Annotated in this window: 15 protein-coding genes; 13 read left to right on the forward strand and 2 right to left on the reverse strand. The window is 72.0% G+C overall.

Features of this window, described 5'->3' with window-relative positions; translation table 11 throughout:
* The first annotated feature begins 11 nt into the window (after nucleotides 1–11).
* The 7 genes from ACIQWR_RS03135 to ACIQWR_RS03165 all read left to right on the forward strand — a co-directional run bounded on the left by ACIQWR_RS03135 (nucleotide 12) and on the right by ACIQWR_RS03165 (nucleotide 8,527).
* Nucleotides 12–1,802, forward strand: a complete 1,791-nt coding sequence (locus ACIQWR_RS03135) for an ABC transporter substrate-binding protein (RefSeq protein WP_404004726.1) — start codon at nucleotides 12–14, stop codon at nucleotides 1,800–1,802.
* Nucleotides 1,803–1,919: 117 nt separating this feature from the next.
* Entirely contained in the window at nucleotides 1,920–2,921 is a 1,002-nt protein-coding gene (locus ACIQWR_RS03140; protein WP_385779579.1) for an ABC transporter permease, read from the forward strand.
* 26 nt (nucleotides 2,922–2,947) lie between these two features.
* The gene (locus ACIQWR_RS03145) at nucleotides 2,948–4,012 is read left to right on the forward strand and encodes an ABC transporter ATP-binding protein (protein WP_404005032.1); all 1,065 of its coding nucleotides are present in this window, start codon (nucleotides 2,948–2,950) and stop codon (nucleotides 4,010–4,012) included.
* A 14-nt stretch (nucleotides 4,013–4,026) separates the two neighbouring features.
* A complete protein-coding gene (locus tag ACIQWR_RS03150) occupies nucleotides 4,027–5,094 on the forward strand; it encodes an ABC transporter ATP-binding protein (RefSeq protein WP_404005033.1) in 1,068 nt (355 codons plus the stop codon).
* Nucleotides 5,095–5,249: 155 nt separating this feature from the next.
* Complete coding sequence (locus ACIQWR_RS03155; protein WP_404004730.1) at nucleotides 5,250–5,906, forward strand: trimeric intracellular cation channel family protein; 657 nt, start codon at nucleotides 5,250–5,252, stop codon at nucleotides 5,904–5,906.
* Nucleotides 5,907–5,960: 54 nt separating this feature from the next.
* Nucleotides 5,961–6,824: a thioesterase family protein gene (locus tag ACIQWR_RS03160; protein WP_404004733.1), complete on the forward strand. Its 864-nt coding sequence runs from the start codon at nucleotides 5,961–5,963 to the stop codon at nucleotides 6,822–6,824.
* Between the two features lie 539 nt (nucleotides 6,825–7,363).
* Nucleotides 7,364–8,527, forward strand: coding sequence for a cysteine desulfurase family protein (locus ACIQWR_RS03165; RefSeq protein WP_404004736.1), 1,164 nt, complete (start codon nucleotides 7,364–7,366; stop codon nucleotides 8,525–8,527).
* Nucleotides 8,528–8,555: 28 nt separating this feature from the next.
* On the opposite strand, the gene ACIQWR_RS03170 is transcribed toward ACIQWR_RS03165, so the two are convergent.
* The gene (locus ACIQWR_RS03170) at nucleotides 8,556–9,182 is read right to left on the reverse strand and encodes an N-acetylmuramoyl-L-alanine amidase (protein WP_404004738.1); all 627 of its coding nucleotides are present in this window, start codon (nucleotides 9,180–9,182) and stop codon (nucleotides 8,556–8,558) included.
* A gap of 68 nt (nucleotides 9,183–9,250) precedes the next feature.
* Between ACIQWR_RS03170 and mnmA the strand changes: the two genes are divergently transcribed.
* Nucleotides 9,251–10,384, forward strand: a complete 1,134-nt coding sequence (gene mnmA / locus ACIQWR_RS03175; RefSeq protein WP_404004740.1) for a tRNA 2-thiouridine(34) synthase MnmA — start codon at nucleotides 9,251–9,253, stop codon at nucleotides 10,382–10,384.
* On the opposite strand, the gene ACIQWR_RS03180 is transcribed toward mnmA, so the two are convergent.
* Complete coding sequence (locus ACIQWR_RS03180; RefSeq protein WP_404004742.1) at nucleotides 10,381–11,328, reverse strand: NADP-dependent oxidoreductase; 948 nt, start codon at nucleotides 11,326–11,328, stop codon at nucleotides 10,381–10,383. The two genes, mnmA and ACIQWR_RS03180, sit on opposite strands and share 4 nt — an antisense overlap.
* Before the next feature lie 123 nt (nucleotides 11,329–11,451).
* Between ACIQWR_RS03180 and ACIQWR_RS03185 the strand changes: the two genes are divergently transcribed.
* The 5 genes from ACIQWR_RS03185 to ligA all read left to right on the forward strand — a co-directional run bounded on the left by ACIQWR_RS03185 (nucleotide 11,452) and on the right by ligA (nucleotide 16,875).
* Entirely contained in the window at nucleotides 11,452–12,420 is a 969-nt protein-coding gene (locus tag ACIQWR_RS03185; RefSeq protein ID WP_404004745.1) for a GlxA family transcriptional regulator, read from the forward strand.
* A gap of 92 nt (nucleotides 12,421–12,512) precedes the next feature.
* On the forward strand, nucleotides 12,513–12,857 hold the full coding sequence (locus ACIQWR_RS03190; protein WP_404004747.1) for a DUF1330 domain-containing protein: 345 nt from the start codon (nucleotides 12,513–12,515) through the stop codon (nucleotides 12,855–12,857).
* A 53-nt stretch (nucleotides 12,858–12,910) separates the two neighbouring features.
* The gene (locus ACIQWR_RS03195) at nucleotides 12,911–13,600 is read left to right on the forward strand and encodes an SDR family oxidoreductase (protein WP_404004749.1); all 690 of its coding nucleotides are present in this window, start codon (nucleotides 12,911–12,913) and stop codon (nucleotides 13,598–13,600) included.
* Complete coding sequence (locus ACIQWR_RS03200) at nucleotides 13,597–14,589, forward strand: methionine synthase (protein WP_404004751.1); 993 nt, start codon at nucleotides 13,597–13,599, stop codon at nucleotides 14,587–14,589. The genes ACIQWR_RS03195 and ACIQWR_RS03200 overlap by 4 nt, the downstream gene beginning before the upstream one ends.
* A gap of 30 nt (nucleotides 14,590–14,619) precedes the next feature.
* Nucleotides 14,620–16,875: an NAD-dependent DNA ligase LigA gene (gene ligA, locus ACIQWR_RS03205; RefSeq protein WP_404004753.1), complete on the forward strand. Its 2,256-nt coding sequence runs from the start codon at nucleotides 14,620–14,622 to the stop codon at nucleotides 16,873–16,875.
* The last annotated feature ends 84 nt before the right edge of the window (nucleotides 16,876–16,959 follow it).

The raw sequence follows: 16,959 nt of genomic DNA on the forward strand, positions 1-16,959 counted from the left end.
CTCATCCACTCATGTCATCCACTCATGGAGGTTGGACAAACGTGATCCGCAGAAAGCAGGCAATCGCGATCACCGCCGTGGTCGCAGCCCTGTCGCTGACCGCCGCGTGCGGTGGCAAGGGCGATGACGGTGCGAAGGACAAGGGCTCCACCGGAGCCGCCTTCGACGCCGCGACCAAGGGTGTCGTCAACGCGTCCGACAAGAAGGGCGGCGAGCTCAAGCTCTGGTCGCCCCAGGACGTCGACTACCTCGACCCGGCGCGCGCCTACTACGGCTTCGTCTGGAACATCCAGCGCCTGTACATCCGCCAGCTGCTGGCCTACGACAGCAAGCCGGGCAAGGACGGCACCAAGCTGGTCCCGGACCTCGCCGAGGCCCTGCCGGTGCTCAGCAACGACGGCAAGACCTACACGCTGAAGCTCAAGGACGGCGTGAAGTTCGAGGACGGCACGCCGATCACCTCGAAGGACATCAAGTACGGCGTCGAGCGCGTCTTCGCGCAGGACGTCCTCTCCGGTGGTCCGACGTACCTGATCGACCAGCTGGACCAGGGCCAGAAGTACCCCGGCCCGTACAAGGACACCGACCCGAACAAGATGGGTCTGAAGTCCGTCCAGACGCCGGACGACAAGACGATCGTCTTCAACCTGGCGAGCGCCAACTCGGACTTCAGCTACCTGCTGGCCATGCCGTCCTCCTCGCCGGTCCCGGTGGCCAAGGACGAGGGCGCCAAGTACACCAACAAGCCCGTCTCCACCGGTCCTTACAAGGTCGAGTCCTTCACCTCGGGCAAGGGCGCCACCCTGGTCCGCAACGAGAACTGGGACCCGAAGACCGACACGATCCGCAAGGCCCTGCCGGACAAGGTCACCTTCACGGTCACCACCAACCCGGACGACATGGACCAGCGCCTGCTCACCGGCGACATCGACCTCGCCGTCGACGGCACCGGCGTCCAGCAGGCCGCGAAGAACAAGATCCTGCAGACCCCGGACCTGAAGAAGAACGCGGACAACCCCTTCACGGGCTACATCCGCTACATGGCCTTCCCGCAGACGGTCGCGCCGTTCGACAACATCGAGTGCCGCAAGGCCGTCATCTACGCGGCCGACCCGAAGTCCCTGCAGACCGCCCGCGGCGGCCCGACCAGCGGTGACCTCGGCGCGAACATGCTGCCGCCCGGCATCCCCGGCTCCGACAAGTCCTACGACCCGTGGGGCCTGACCGCAGGCGCCCCGCAGATCGACAAGGCCAAGGCCGCGCTCGCCGCCTGCGGCCAGTCCGGTGGCTTCAAGACCACCATCGCGGTGCGCAACAACCGCGCCCCCGAGGTCAAGACCGCCGAGTCGCTCCAGGCCGCGCTCAAGGCCATCAACATCGACGCGACGATCGACCAGTACGACGGCAAGCTCTCCTCCTCCACGATCGGTTCGCCCGAGAACGTGAAGAAGAAGGGCTACGGCATCATCATCATGGGCTGGGGCGCCGACTACAACAGCGGCTCCGGCTTCCTGCAGCCGCTGGTGGACGGCTCGTTCATCCTGCCGAACGGCAACAACAACTACACGATGCTGAACGACCCCGAGGTCAACGGGCTGTTCAAGAAGGCCGCCTCCGCCGCCACGCCGGAAGAGGCCGCGCCCTCCTACACCGAGATCAACAAGAAGATCATGGAGAAGGCGCTCTACCTTCCCATCAACTTCGACAAGGCCCTCGTCTACCACAACCCGCGGCTGACGAACGTCTACTTCAACGACTCCATGGGCCGCATCGACCTCGCCACCCTCGGCGTCGTCAAGTAACAGTCGGCACGTGCCTTCACCGCACATGCGCTAGTCCGAAGGGCAGGTGAAGGCCGTTAGGCGGTGGCTGCCGTCCCCACAAGGGGCGGCGGCCACCCGCCGGAGCGGCCGACTGCAGTGCTCGTCTACCTCATCAGGCGGCTGTTCAACGTCGTCGCCACTCTGCTGGTGGTCTCCGTGGTCACCTTTGGCATCTTCTTCGCGGTGCCGAAGATCACCGGGTCCGACCCGGCGCTCATGTACGCCGGCCGCGAGACCAACGAAACCGCCTTGGCGGGCATCCGCGTGAAGATGGGCTTCGACAAGCCCATTTCCGAGCAGTACTTGCTCTTCCTCAAGGGAGTCGTGGCCGGTCGCGACTACGACTCCGGCGTCGAGCAGACGCATTGCCCCGCCCCCTGCTTCGGCTACTCCTTCAAGAGCGAGGCCCCCGTCTGGGAGCTGATGACCAGCCGCATGCCGGTCACCCTCTCGCTCGCCTCGGGAGCCGCCGTCATCTGGGTGCTCGCGGGCGTGGCCACCGGCGTGGTCTCGGCGCTCAAACGTCGAACGGCCATCGACCGAACGGTCATGGTCGGTGCGCTCGCCGGCGTCTCGCTCCCCATCTTCTTCACCGGCATGGTCGCCCCGGCCGTCCTCGTCTACGGCCTCGGCTGGCTGGACGTCTCCAACTACCGCCCCATCACCGAGGATCCGGCGGCCTGGCTCAACAGCATGATCCTGCCCTGGATCACCCTGGCCTTCCTCTTCGCCGCCACCTACGCCCGCATCACCCGCGCCACGATGCTGGAGGTGATGGGCGAGGACTACATCCGCACCGCCCGGGCCAAGGGCCTCACCGAGAGCGTGGTCATCCGCAAGCACGCCCTGCGCTCCACCCTCACCCCGATCGTCACGATGTTCGGCCTCGACCTCGGCGGACTCCTCGGTGGCGCGGTACTGACCGAGACGACCTTCAACTTCCAGGGTCTGGGAACGGCGGCCGTCGCCGCCATCGGCCAGGGCGACCTCCCCGTGATCATGGGGATCACCCTGCTCGCCGCGCTCTTCGTGGTGATGGCCAACCTGATCGTGGACATGCTGTACGCCGTCATCGACCCGCGCGTGAGGCTGACGTGACCGAGACCCCTTCGACCCCTCCCCTCGTGCCCGAGCAGGCGGGTCCCCAGGATCCCGCCCGTGCCTTCCTCTCGGTGCGCGACCTCAAGGTCCACTTCCCGACCGACGACGGCCTGGTCAAGTCCGTCGACGGACTCTCCTTCGATCTGGAGCGCGGCAAGACGCTCGGCATCGTCGGCGAGTCGGGCTCGGGCAAGTCGGTGACCTCGCTGGCCATCATGGGCCTGCACCGCACCGGCAACACCCGCAGCCGCCCGCACATCTCCGGCGAGGTGCTGCTGGACGGCGAGGACCTGGTCCGCGCCGACGCCGACGACGTGCGCAGGCTCCGCGGCCAGAAGATGGCGATGGTCTTCCAGGACCCGCTGTCCGCGATGCACCCGTACTACTCGGTCGGCAAGCAGATCATCGAGGCCTACCGGACCCACCAGAAGGTCGACAAGAAGGCGGCCCGCACGCGGGCCATCGAGATGCTCGACCGGGTCGGGATCCCCGAGCCGCACCAGCGGGTGGACTCCTACCCGCACGAGTTCTCCGGCGGCATGCGCCAGCGCGCGATGATCGCGATGGCCCTGGTCAACAACCCCGAACTGCTCATCGCGGACGAGCCGACGACCGCCCTCGACGTCACCGTCCAGGCGCAGATCCTCGACCTGATCCGCGACCTGCAGAAGGAGTTCGGCTCGGCCGTCATCATGATCACGCACGACCTGGGCGTGGTCGCCGAGATGGCCGACGAGATCCTCGTGATGTACGGCGGCCGCTGCGTCGAGCGCGGCAGCGCGGAGCAGGTCTTCTACGAGCCCCGGCACCCGTACACCTGGGGCCTGCTCGGCTCCATGCCGCGCATCGACCGCGACCAGACCGAGCGGCTGATCCCGGTCAAGGGCTCGCCGCCCAGCCTGATCAACATCCCGAGCGGCTGCGCCTTCCACCCGCGCTGCCCCTTCGCCGACGTGCCCAAGGGCGGCGTCACCCGCACCCAGCGGCCCGAGCTGGCCCTGACCAGTGCCGGACACTGGTCCGCCTGCCACATGTCGCAGGAGGACCGGACCCGGATCTGGACCGAAGAGATTGCGCCGAAGCTGTGACCGATACGACGGACGTGAAGAAGACGGCGGAGCAGGCGGCGGACCGGACCGCGGACGGCGCCTCCGCCGCCGAGGAGCCCCTGCTCAAGGTCACCGGGCTGGTCAAGCACTTCCCCATCCACAAGGGGCTGCTGCGCCGCCAGGCCGGGGCAGTGAAGGCCGTCGACGGCATCGACTTCGACGTCCGCCGCGGTGAGACCCTCGGCATCGTCGGCGAGTCCGGCTGCGGCAAGTCGACCATGGGCCGGCTCATCACCCGGCTGCTCGAACCGACCGGTGGCACGGTGGAGTTCGAGGGCAAGGACATCACCCACCTCGGCGTGGGGGCGATGCGGCCGCTGCGCCGTGACGTCCAGATGATCTTCCAGGACCCGTACGGCTCGCTGAACCCGCGCCACACGGTCGGCACCATCGTCAGCGCCCCCTTCAAGCTCCAGGGCGTCAGCCCGGACGGCGGCCTCAAGAAGGAGGTCCAGCGGCTGCTCTCGCTGGTGGGCCTGAACCCCGAGCACTACAACCGCTACCCCCACGAGTTCTCCGGCGGCCAGCGCCAGCGCATCGGCATCGCCCGCGCCCTGGCCCTCAACCCGAAGCTCGTGGTGGCGGACGAGCCGGTATCGGCGCTGGACGTCTCGATCCAGGCCCAGGTGGTGAACCTGCTGGACGACCTCCAGGAGGAGCTGGGCCTCACCTACGTGATCATCGCCCACGACCTGTCGGTCATCCGGCACGTCTCGGACCGGATCGCGGTGATGTACCTCGGCAAGATCGTCGAGTTGACGGACCGCGACTCCCTGTACGCGAGCCCCATGCATCCGTACACCAAGGCGCTCCTGTCGGCCGTGCCGGTCCCCGACCCGCGCCGCCGGGGCGTCAAGAGCGGGCGCATCCTGCTCAAGGGCGACGTCCCCTCGCCGATCTCCCCGCCGAGCGGCTGCCGCTTCCACACGCGGTGCTGGAAGGCGACGGAGATCTGTGGCAAGCAGGAACCGCCGCTGGTGGCCCTCAAGCCGGGCCACGAGGTCGCCTGCCACCACCCGGAGAACGCGGACACCCCGGCCACGGCCGAGGCCTCCGTCTAGCCGGATGCGCCCTGAGCGCCGGCGACCCGCGCCGGCGCTCAGGTGTGTTCTCAGCCCCTCCGGCGTTCGGGGAGCGGGGTCCGGGGCGGAGCCCCGGCAGTGACCCGCACCCGGGTCGGCGCGGCCCGCCGCCGGGCGCCCGGCACAATGAACCGGTGCCCCACGATCTCTTCCCGCCCGGCGTCCAGCATGCCCTGGACCTCGCGGGCATCTTCGTCTTCGCCACCGCGGGCGCGCTGCTCGCGGTCCGCAAGAACTTCGACGTCTTCGGCATCGCCGTCCTCGCCCTCGTCACCGCCCTCGGCGGCGGACTCCTGCGCGACCTGGTCATCGGCGCCGTCCCCCCGGCCGCCTTCGGCGAGCTGAGCTTCTTCGTCACCCCGCTGGTCGCCGCCGCCCTGGTGTTCTTCCTGCACCCCGAGGTGCAGCGGATCAACCAGGCCATCAACGTCTTCGACGCGGCGGGCCTCGGGCTCTTCTGCGTGACGGGCACGACGAAGGCGTACGAGTACGGCCTCGGGCTGACCGCCTCGGCCGCGCTGGGCCTGGCCACGGCGGTCGGCGGGGGCGTGCTGCGCGACGTCCTGGTCAATGAGGTGCCGTCGCTGCTGCGCGACCGCGAGATGTACGCCGTGCCCGCGATCATCGGCGCCGCGATGGTGGCCGTGTTCATCGCCTTCGACATGCTCAACGCCGTGACCAGTGGCGTCGCGATCGTGACCACCTTCGTCCTGCGGCTGCTGGCGATGCGTTACCACTGGCGGGCGCCGCTGGCCTGGAACCGCCGCTCGTCGGTCCCGGAGGAGCCGTAATCGCCCGGACGGGGAAAGCTACCGCTTAGTAGCTACTGGAGGTAACCTCGTCACATGTCTCCTCAAGCAGCAGCCCTGGCCGCCATCGGCGACAGCGAATTCGACCGCGACGCCGCCGTCACCGAGCGCGCGGACGAGCCCGGTGTGTACGACGCGGAACTCTCCGGCGGATGGACGATCATCACCGCCGTCAACGGCGGGTACCTGCTCGCCCTGGTCGGCCGGGCCCTGTCGGCGGCCCTGCCGCACCCGGACCCCTTCACGGTGTCCGCCCACTACCTGACCTCGTCGGTTCCCGGCCCCGCCGTGATCCGCACCCAGGTGGTCCGGGCGGGGCGCGCGCTGTCCACGGGCCAGGCCTCGCTGTTCCAGTACGACGAGAACGGCGTCGAGGTCGAGCGCATCCGCGTCCTCGCGTCCTACGGCGACCTCGCCGCGCTGCCCGACGACGTCCGTACGACGGCCACGCCGCCGGTGATGCCGGCCCACGCCGACTGCCTGGGCGCCGAGGCGGGCCCTGCCCCGATCCCCGGCAGCTCGGCCATCGTCGACCGCCTCCGGCTGCGGCTGGATCCGGCCACGGCGGGCTGGGCGGTGGGCGCGCCGTCCGGCAAGGGCGAGATGCGGGCCTGGTTCGAGCTCGCCGACGGGCGGGACGCGGACGCGCTGTCCCTGCTGCTCGTCGTCGACGCGCTCCCGCCGACCTCCTTCGACCTGGGCCTCATCGGCTGGACCCCGACCCTGGAACTCACCACCCACGTCCGCCGCCGGCCCGCGCCGGGCCCGCTGCGGGTCTCGATCACGACGCGCAACCTCGCCGGCGGCATGCTGGAGGAGGACGCGGAGGTATGGGACTCCACGAACCACCTGGTGGCCCAGTCCCGCCAACTGGCCCGAGCCCCCCGCCCGACGGCCTGACCCGCTCGCCCGTCGGGCCCTCTCCCAGCCCGTCCGGCGTCTGAGGACCCCCCGGAGGCCGAGCGGCCCGGCACCCGCGCACCGGCCCGACGTCCCGTCCGCCTTGCGCGGCGCCGGCCCGGGCCGACCTCTTCCAGCCCGTCCGGCGTTTGAGGACCCGCCGGAGGCCGAGCCGCCCGGCACCCGCGCACCGGCGCACCGGCGCACCGGCCCGACGTCCCGTCCGCCTTGCGCGGTGCCGGCCCGGGCCGACCATTCCCAGCCCGTCCGGCGTTTGAGGACCCGCCGGAGGCCGAGCCGCCCGGCACCCGCGCACCGGCCCGACGTCCCGTCCGCCTTGCGCGGCGCCGGCCCGGGCCGACCATTCCCAGCCCGTCCGGCGTTTGAGGACCCGCCGGAGGCCGAGCCGCCCGGCACCCGCGCACCGGCCCCGGCCCCCACCGGCCCGACGCCCGTCCGGCCAGGACCACGGCCCGGCCCGTCCGATGGCTGGATGCCCGGTTCGGCCCCGCCCCGGGGACTCGTAGAATCGGGGAATCATGGCCTACCTCGACCACGCCGCCACCACGCCGATGCTGCCGGAGGCCGCCACGGCGATGACCGCGCAGTTCGCCGCGACGGGCAACGCATCCTCCCTGCACGCCGCCGGCCGCCGGGCCCGCCGTACCGTCGAGGAGGCCCGCGAAGCCTTCGCCGAGGCACTCGGCGCGCGTCCGAGCGAGGTGGTCTTCACCGCCGGCGGCACCGAGGCCGACAACCTCGCCGTCAAGGGCCTGTACTGGGCCCGCCGCGACGCCGACCCGGCCCGTACCCGGATCCTCGCCAGCCCCGTGGAGCACCACGCCGTCCTCGACGCCGTGCACTGGCTCGGCGAGCACGAGGGCGCCCGCGTCGAGTACCTCCCGGTCGACGGCCACGGCCGCGTGCACCCCGAGGCCTTCCGCGAGGCCATCGCCCGCAACCCGGACGACATCGCCCTCGCCACCGTCATGTGGGCCAACAACGAGATCGGCACCGTCATGCCGGTCCACGAACTCGCTCGCACCGCCCGCGAGTTCGGCGTCCCGATGCACTCCGACGCCGTCCAGGCCATCGGCCAGCTCGACGTCGGCTTCGCCGACAGCGGCCTCGCCGCGATGGCGGTGAGCGGCCACAAGATCGGCGGCCCCTACGGCATCGGCGCGCTGCTCCTCGGCCGCGACCAGAGCCCCGTCCCCGTCCTGCACGGCGGCGGCCAGGAACGGCACGTCCGCTCCGGGACCCTCGACGTGCCCGCCATCGCCGCCTTCGCCGTGGCCGCCGTACTGGCCACCGAACGCCGCGAGCTCTTCGCCCGCGAGGTCGGCGCCCTGCGCGACGAGCTGATCGCCGCCGTCCGCGCCGCCGTGCCGGACGCGATCCTCGGCGGCGACCCGGACGACCGCCTCCCCGCCAACGCCCACTTCAGCTTCCCCGGGTGCGAGGGCGATTCCCTGCTCCTCCTCCTGGACGCCCAGGGCATCGAGTGCTCCACCGGCTCCGCCTGCACCGCGGGCGTCGCCCAGCCGAGCCACGTGCTGCTGGCCACCGGCACGGACCCGGACCTGGCCCGCGGCACCCTGCGCTTCTCCCTCGGGCACACCTCCACCAAGGAGGACGTCGCCGCCGTGGCCGCCGCCATCGGCCCGGCGGTGGAGCGCGCCCGCACCGCCGGTCTCAGCTGAGCCGCGCCGCGCGCCCCGTGCGGTCCGCTCAGCGCAGCAGTTCGCCGACCAGGCGCAGGTAGCGGTCCCAGTCCCAGTACTGCCCGGGGTCCGTGTGGTCGGCGCCGGGCACCTCGGAGTGCCCGAGCAGGTGCTTGCGGTCGGCGGGTATCCCGTACCGCCGGCAGATGTCGGCGGCCAGCCGCGCGGAGGCGGCGTACATCGCGTCCGTGAAGTCCTGCGGGCGCGTGACGAAGCCCTCGTGCTCGATGCCGATGCTGCGCTCGTTCATGGAGCGGTTGCCCGCGTGGAAGGCGACGTCGAGCTCGCGGACCATCTGCTCCACGTGCCCGTCCTGGCGGACTATGTAGTGCGCGGACGCCTTGTGCCACGGGTTCTGGAAGGCCTCCACGGACGAGGCGAAGTCGCCCTGGGTCACATGGATCACGATCCGGTCGACGCGGTAGTCGTCCGGCCGGTCGGCCAGGCGCCAGTTCGCCGGCGAGGCCGCCGACCAGCTCGCGCCCGCGTGATCCAGCGCACCCTCCTGACGCGGCTTGCGCACCCCCGGCAGCAGCCACCAGCCCCGCGCGATGCTGTCCCGGCCCGCCACGGCACCGGCCGCGACCACCCCGAGCCCTCCGATCAAAAACGCCCGGCGCCCCCTGGAACCCATCCGAACCACCCCCCGCACCCGATAACGCGCTGTGACCCCGCGCGGTTCCCCGTACCCTGGACGGTGCTATGACTGAGAACCTGCCGAGCACTCGCCCCCTTCGCGTCCTGGCCGCCATGTCCGGCGGCGTGGACTCCGCCGTCGCCGCCGCCCGCGCGGCCGAAGCCGGGCACGAGGTGACCGGTGTCCACCTCGCGCTCTCCGCGAACCCGCAGTCCTTCCGCACCGGCGCCCGCGGCTGTTGCACGATCGAGGACTCCCGCGACGCCCGCCGCGCCGCGGACGTCATCGGCATCCCCTTCTACGTGTGGGACCTGGCCGACCGCTTCCGCGAGGACGTCGTCGAGGACTTCATCGCCGAGTACGAGGCCGGCCGCACCCCGAACCCCTGCCTGCGCTGCAACGAGAAGATCAAGTTCGCCGCGCTGCTCGACAAGGCCCTGGCCCTCGGCTTCGACGCCGTCTGCACCGGCCACTACGCCACGGTCGTGCTGAAGGAGGACGGCGGCCGCGAGCTGCACCGCGCCTCCGACATGGCCAAGGACCAGTCGTACGTGCTCGGCGTCCTGGACGAGAAGCAGCTCGCCCACGCCCTCTTCCCGCTCGGTGACACCCTCACCACCAAGGAAGAGATCCGCGCCGAGGCCGAGGCGCGCGGCCTGGCCGTCGCCAAGAAGCCCGACAGCCACGACATCTGCTTCATCGCCGACGGCGACACCCAGGGCTTCCTCGCCGGCCGCCTCGGCAAGGCCGAGGGCGACATCGTGGACGAGTCCGGCGCGAAGCTCGGCACCCACGAGGGCGCCTTCGGCTTCACCATCGGCCAGCGCAAGGGACTGCGCATCGGCCACCCGGCCGCCGACGGCAAGCCGCGCTACGTCCTCGACATCTCCCCGGTGAACAACACCGTCACCGTCGGCCCCGTCGAGGCCCTCGACGTCAGCGCCCTCACCGCGATCCGCCCCCGCTGGTGCGGCTCCACGCCGGCGGCCCCCGGCACCTACACCGCGCAGCTGCGCGCCCACGGCGGCGAGACCGAGGTCTTCGCCGAGGTGGTCGACGGCGAACTCCGCGTCTCCTTCACCGAGCCGGTCCGCGGCGTGGCCCCCGGCCAGGCCATCGTGCTCTACGACGGCACCCGCGTCGTCGGCTCCGCCACCATCGCGACGACCGCGAAGGCCGCCCCCGCGGTCTCCGCCTAAGCGGTCGGGGCGCTCTCCGCCGGGACCACCGACAGGACGATCTTGCCGGTGGTCCGGCCGAGCTCGCCGAGCTCGTGGGCCTTCGCCGCCTCCGCCAGCGGGAACACGGTGTCGATCAGGGGCCGCAGGGCGCCCTCCTCGGCCAGCGCGGCCAGGGCGATCAGGCCCTGGCGGTCCGGCTCCACCAGGAGCACGCTCAGGCGCACCCCGGCCGCCTCCGCGTCGAAGCCCTCGGCGCCGGCGATCGTGACCAGGTGCCCGCCGGGCCGCAGGACCTCCAGCGAGCGCCGCCCGTAGTCACCGCCGATGGTGTCGAGCACGACGTCGACGTCCCGCACCACCTCCGCGAAGTCGGCGCTGCGGTAGTCGATCAGCTCGTCGGCGCCCAGCTCGCGCAGCACGTCGTGCTTGGCCGCGCTCGCGGTGCCGATGACGTACGCGCCGCGCGCCTTGGCGATCTGGACCGCGAGGTGGCCCACCCCGCCCGCTGCGGCGTGCACCAGCACCCGCTGGCCCGGGCGCACGTCCGCGGTGTCCACCAGGGCCTGCCAGGCGGTCAGCGCGGCCAGCGGCAGCGCGGCCGCGGCCACGTGGTCCAGGGCGGCCGGCTTGCGCACGAAGTGCCGGGAGGGCGCGGTGACGTACTCGGCGTAGGCGCCCGCCTGCTTCGGGAAGTGCGGCATGCCGAAGACCTCGTCGCCGGGCGCGAAGAGGGTCACGCCCATCCCGACGGCCTCGACGGTGCCCGAGACGTCCCAGCCCGGTACCGGGACCGCGTCCCACTCGATGAGGGCGCCGGAGGCGCGGGTCTTCCAGTCGACCGGGTTCACCCCGGCCGCGTGGACGCGCACCAGGACCTCGGTCGGGCCCGGCTCGGGGCGGTCGATCGTGGTCTCGGTCAGGACCTCGGGCCCGCCCCACTGGCTGACGACGACGGCGCGCATGGATGTCTCCTTGGATCTGTTCGGATCTGTTTCCCCCCGGCCTTCCGGAAGGTGTCACCAGCTTCCGGCCCGGGTGGCGCCCGTGGTGTTGGCCGTTTGGCCACCATGTGACAGGATCTGGCCATGCACCGTGTCGCCGTACTCGCCCTCGAAGGCGTCGCCCCCTTCGAGCTGGGCATGCCCTCGCGGGTCCTCGGGAACGCCCGGGACGAGGACGGGCGGGCGCTGTACGAGACGGTCGTCTGCACGGCCGACGGGCAGCCGGTGACCAGCGACGCCGGCTTCACCGTGGGCGTCACGGCCGGGCCCGAGGCCCTGGCGGCGGCGGACACCGTCGTCATCCCGCCCACGCACGCCATGGACGACCTGCTGGAGGGCGCGCCGCTGCCGCCCGAGCTGCTCGCCGCCCTGGCCGTGATCCGGCCCGGCACCCGGCTGGTGTCGATCTGCACCGGCTCGCACGTCCTGGCCGCCGCCGGAGTGCTCGACGGGCGGCCCGCGACCACGCACTGGGCCGACGCGGACAAGTTCCGCCGGGCCTTCCCCCGCGTCGCGCTCGACCCGAACGTCCTCTTCGTCGACGACGGCGACGTCCTCACCTCCGCGGGCGTGGCCGCCGGCATGGACCTCTGCCTGCACCTGGTCCGCCGCGACCACGGCAGCGCCGTCGCCAACCGGGCCGCCCGCTTCTGCGTGGTCCCGCCGTGGCGGGACGGCGGCCAGGCCCAGTACATCGACCGCCCGGTGCCCGAGGCCACCGTCGCGACCACCACCGCCACCCGCGCCTGGGCCCTGGAGCGGCTCGACACCCCGCTCTCGCTCGCCGAGCTCGCCGCGCACGCCCGGATGAGCCTGCGCACCTTCACCCGGCGCTTCCGGGACGAGGTCGGGGTCACCCCGGTGCAGTGGATGACCGCCCAACGCCTGGAGCTGGCGCGCCAGTTGCTGGAATCCAGCGACCTCCCGGTGGACCTGGTGGCCCACCGGTCCGGCTTCGGTTCCGCCAACTCCCTGCGCCAGCACATGCGAACCGCGCTCGGGGTGTCGCCGATCGCCTACCGGCGCACCTTCCGCCCCTCGTCGGCGGCATGACCCGCGGGGTAATCGACGGGGGCCGCCCACCAGGGCAGGATCGGACCAACAGCCGGTCCCGCCAAGGGATCCGCCCGGAGGAAGAGGCCGCCGTGACCGCTTACGCCATCGCCCACATACGCCCCGACACGATGCACGTCGACGTCCTGCGCTACATCGAGGAGATCCAGGCCACCATGGACCCCTTCGGGGGCGCGTTCCTCGTCCACGGCACCACCCCCGAGGTCCTGGAGGGCCCCTTCCCCGGGACCGTCGTCCTCATCTCCTTCCCGGACCTCGACCGCGCCCGCGCCTGGTACGCCTCGCCCGCCTACCAGGAGATCCTCCCGCTGCGCACCCGCCACATGCCCGGCGAGGTCGTCCTCCTCGACGGCGTCGCCCCCGGGTACGACGCCACCAGGACCGCCGCGGCGCTGCGCGAGGCCGCCGGGCTCTGAGCGGACGGCCAGGGCGGGGCCGACGGCCCGGACGGGGTGCGAGCATGGGCGGTATGGCTACTCACCTCATCACCGGCGCCGGATCCGGCATCGGCGCAGCCGTCGCGCGCCGCCTGCACGCGCGCGGCGACGACCTCATCCTCATCGCCCGGGACGCCGCCCGCGGCAAGGAGCTGACCGCCCTCTTCCCCGGCTCCCGCGCGCTCGTCGCCGACCTCGCGGACCCCGACCGGATCTCCTGGGCCTTCGGCCAGCAGGCGCTGCCCGACCGGCTGGACTCGGTGCTGCACATCGCCGGGGTCGTCGACCTCGGCCCGATCGCCGAGCTGCGGCCCAAGACCTGGCACCAGCAGCTCAACCTCAACCTGATCGCCCCCGCCGAACTGACCCGCCTCATGCTGCCCTCGCTGCGCGCCTCCCGCGGGCAGGTCGTCTTCGTGAACTCCGGCGCCGGGCTCACCGCGCACGCCGAGTGGGGCGCCTACGCCGCCTCCAAGCACGGACTGCGGGCGCTGGCCGACTCGCTGCGCGCCGAGGAGAAGCCGAACGGGATCCGCGTCACCTCCGTGTACCCCGGCCGCACCGCCACCCCCATGCAGGCCAAGGTCCGCTCCCAGGAGGGCGAGAGCTACGACGCGGCCGACTGGATCGACCCCGAGTCCGTGGCCACGACCATCCTGATGGCCCTCGACCTGCCCCGCGACGCGGAGGTCAACGACCTCTCCGTGCGGCCCGGACGATGAGCGCACCCGCGTACGGCGCCACCGGAATCGGCTCGCTGCCCGGCGGCGACGCCCGCGAGGCCGCCAAGACCGTCACCGGGTCCTTCGAGGACTTCCCGTACCTCGCCGAGCTGCCCGCCCGCGGGCCCGGCGCCGACATGATCGGGCGCTCCCTCGGGCTGCTCGTCGACATGTACGCGCACGTCGAGCCCAGCGGTTGGCGCCTGAGCGACCGGCCCGGCCGGGACACCAAGCGGGCCCGGTCCTGGCTCGGCGAGGACCTCGACGCGCTGGAGGAGTTCACCCAGGGCTACCAGGGCAGGCTCAAGGTCCAGGCGGTCGGGCCGTGGACGCTCGCCGCCGCCCTGGAACTGCACGGCGGCGAGGCCGTCCTGCGCGACCCGGGTGCCTGCCGGGACCTGGCCGGTTCGCTGGCCGAAGGGCTGCGGGAGCACCTGGCCGACGTACGGAAGCGGATCCCCGGCGCCGAGATCGTGCTCCAGGTCGACGAGCCCTCGCTGACCGCGGTGCTGCGCGGGCAGGTCCGTACCGCCAGCGAGTACCGCACCTACCGGGCCGTGGACCGACAGGTCGTGGAGGGGGCGCTGCGGGACCTGTTCGCCGTGCACGAGGGCGAGACCGTCGTGCACTCCTGCGCGCCGGACGTGCCCTTCGCGCTGCTGCGGCGCGCCGGGGTCACGGGCGTCTCGTTCGATTTCTCCCTGCTCACCGAGCGCGAGGACGACACCATCGGCGAGGCCGTCGAAGGCGGCATGAAACTCTTCGCCGGAGTGGTGCCGGGCACCGACAGCCCGTTGTCGGACCCGGGCGGTAGCGTCATGGGTGTCAGGAAGCTCTGGCGCAGGCTGGGACTGTCCCCGGGGACCCTCGCGGAGTCCGTCGTGGTCACCCCGTCGTGCGGTCTGGCGGGCGCTTCGCCCGCATATGCCCGCGCGGCGATGGCCCACTGCGTCAAGGCGGCGAGGTCGCTCGCCGACAACCCTGAGTGACGTAGAGACGGGCCCACGGGAGGACACGGCATGGCAGCCGAACAGAAGCACGGTGACGGCACGGCGGCGGGCGCGGCAGCCGCCGCAGCCGCGCCGGCGGCGGTGCTGGAGCAGCACGCCCTGCTCGCCGAGCAGATCGAGGAGCACCGCTTCCGGTACTACGTGAACGACCAGCCGGTCGTCACCGACGCCGAGTTCGACACCCTGCTGCGCTCGCTGGAGGCGCTGGAGGAGCAGTACCCGCAGCTGCGCACCCCCGACTCGCCCACCCAGAAGGTGGCGGGGGCCTACGTCACCGACTTCGCCTCCGTCGAGCACCGCGAGCGGCTGCTCTCCCTCGACAACGCCTTCGACGACGAGGAGTTGGCGGCCTGGGCCGAGCGGGTGGCCCGGGACGTCAACACCTCCGACTACCACTACCTGTGCGAGCTGAAGGTCGACGGCCTCGCCGTCAACCTCACCTACGAGAACGGCCGCCTCACCCGGGCCGCCACCCGCGGCGACGGCCGCACCGGCGAGGACATCACGCCCAATGTCCGCACCATCGCCGAGATCCCCGACCGGCTGGCCGGGGACCGCATCCCGGCGCTCGTCGAGATCCGCGGCGAGGTCTACTTCCCGATGGAGAAGTTCGAGGAGCTCAACGCCCGCCTGGTCGAGGCGGGGGAGAAGCCCTTCGCCAACCCGCGCAACGCCGCCGCCGGTTCGCTGCGCCAGAAGGACCCCAAGGTCACCGCGGGCCGCCCGCTGCACATGGTGGTCCACGGCATCGGTGCCCGCGAGGGCTTCGAGATCGACCGCCTCTCGCACGCCTACGAACTGCTCCACGAGTGGGGCCTGCCCACCGCCGAGCACAACAAGGTGGTCGCCTCCCTCGCCGAAGTCCGCGCCTTCATCGCCCACTTCGGCGAGCACCGGCACTCGGTGGCGCACGAGATCGACGGCGTCGTCGTCAAGCTCGACGAGATCCCCCTCCAGGGCCGGCTCGGCTCCACCGCGCGCGCCCCGCGCTGGGCGATCGCCTGGAAGTACGCGCCCGAAGAGGTCAACAGCAAGCTGATCGACATCAAGGTCGGCGTCGGCCGCACCGGCCGCGTCACCCCGTACGCGCAGGTCGAGCCGGTGACCGTGGCCGGGTCCGAGGTCGAGTTCGCCACCCTGCACAACCAGCAGGTGGTCAAGGCCAAGGGCGTCCTCATCGGCGACACCGTGGTCCTGCGCAAGGCCGGCGACGTCATCCCCGAGATCCTCGGCCCGGTGGTCGACCTGCGCGACGGCAGCGAGCGCGCCTTCGTGATGCCCGCCGACTGCCCCGAGTGCGGCACCCCGCTGCGCCCGATGAAGGAAGGCGACATCGACCTGCGGTGTCCCAACGCGCAGACCTGCCCCGCCCAGTTGCGCGAACGGCTCTTCTACCTCGTCGGCCGCGAATGCCTGGACATCGAGAACTTCGGCAAGGTGGCCGCCGCCGCGCTCACCAGACCGCTGGAGCCGGCGGTCGCCCCGCTGCTGCACGAGGGCGACCTCTTCGACCTCACCATCGAAGCGCTGCTGCCCATCAAGGCATACGTCCTCGACGCGGACAGCGGGCTGCCCAAGCGCGACCCGAAGACCGGCGAGCCCAAGGTCGTCACGGTCTTCGCCAACCAGAAGGGCGAGCCGAAGAAGAACGCCCTGGCCCTGCTGGAGAACGTGGCGGCGGCCAAGGACCGGCCGCTGGCCCGCTTCCTCAACGGCCTCTCGATCCGGCACGTCGGACCCGTCGCGGCGGCCGCGCTGGCCCGCGAGTTCCGCTCCATCGAGCGCATCGAGGCGGCGACCGAAGAGGAACTGGGCGCCGCCGAGGGGGTCGGCCCCATCATCGCCACCGCCCTCAAGGAGTGGTTCGCGGTCGATTGGCACCAGGAGATCCTCGCCAAGTGGCGGGCCGCCGGGGTGCGGATGGAGGACGAGGTCTCCGCGGAGGAGGAGGGCCCGCGCCCGCTGGAGGGACTGACCGTCGTCGTCACCGGCACGCTGGCGAGCCACACGCGCGACGGCGCCAAGGACGCCCTGCAGAGCCGCGGCGCCAAGGTGACCGGATCCGTCTCCAAGAAGACCTCCTTCGTCGTCGTCGGAGACAACCCGGGCTCCAAGTACGACAAGGCCGTCCAGTTGAAGCTCTCCATCCTGGACGACGCGGGCTTCGCGGTCCTGTTGGAACAGGGTCCCGACGCGGCGCGCGAGGCCGCCCTGCCGCTGGAGGAGCCCGCCGCGACCCTGGACACCGCCGCCGAATCGGAGTAACGAAGGAGCGTGGGTCGAGAGGTGACGGGGCGCCGGGGAGGTCGAAGCGAACTGATGCGTGGCGTGCGTCCGTACGGGCGGGCG

Origin of the sequence: Streptomyces sp. NPDC098789, assembly GCF_044759975.1 — a bacterium.
Taxonomy (GTDB): domain Bacteria; phylum Actinomycetota; class Actinomycetes; order Streptomycetales; family Streptomycetaceae; genus Streptomyces.

Coding starts and splice junctions, on each gene's coding strand:
- ACIQWR_RS03135 (WP_404004726.1), top strand. CDS start 12: ATGTCATCCACTCATGGAGGTTGGACAAACGTGATCCGCAGAAAGCAG.
- ACIQWR_RS03160 (WP_404004733.1), top strand. CDS start 5,961: ATGTCTCCTCAAGCAGCAGCCCTGGCCGCCATCGGCGACAGCGAATTC.
- ACIQWR_RS03165 (WP_404004736.1), top strand. CDS start 7,364: ATGGCCTACCTCGACCACGCCGCCACCACGCCGATGCTGCCGGAGGCC.
- ACIQWR_RS03170 (WP_404004738.1), bottom strand. CDS start 9,182: ATGGGTTCCAGGGGGCGCCGGGCGTTTTTGATCGGAGGGCTCGGGGTG.
- mnmA (WP_404004740.1), top strand. CDS start 9,251: ATGACTGAGAACCTGCCGAGCACTCGCCCCCTTCGCGTCCTGGCCGCC.
- ACIQWR_RS03180 (WP_404004742.1), bottom strand. CDS start 11,328: ATGCGCGCCGTCGTCGTCAGCCAGTGGGGCGGGCCCGAGGTCCTGACC.
- ACIQWR_RS03185 (WP_404004745.1), top strand. CDS start 11,452: ATGCACCGTGTCGCCGTACTCGCCCTCGAAGGCGTCGCCCCCTTCGAG.
- ACIQWR_RS03195 (WP_404004749.1), top strand. CDS start 12,911: ATGGCTACTCACCTCATCACCGGCGCCGGATCCGGCATCGGCGCAGCC.
- ACIQWR_RS03200 (WP_404004751.1), top strand. CDS start 13,597: ATGAGCGCACCCGCGTACGGCGCCACCGGAATCGGCTCGCTGCCCGGC.
- ligA (WP_404004753.1), top strand. CDS start 14,620: ATGGCAGCCGAACAGAAGCACGGTGACGGCACGGCGGCGGGCGCGGCA.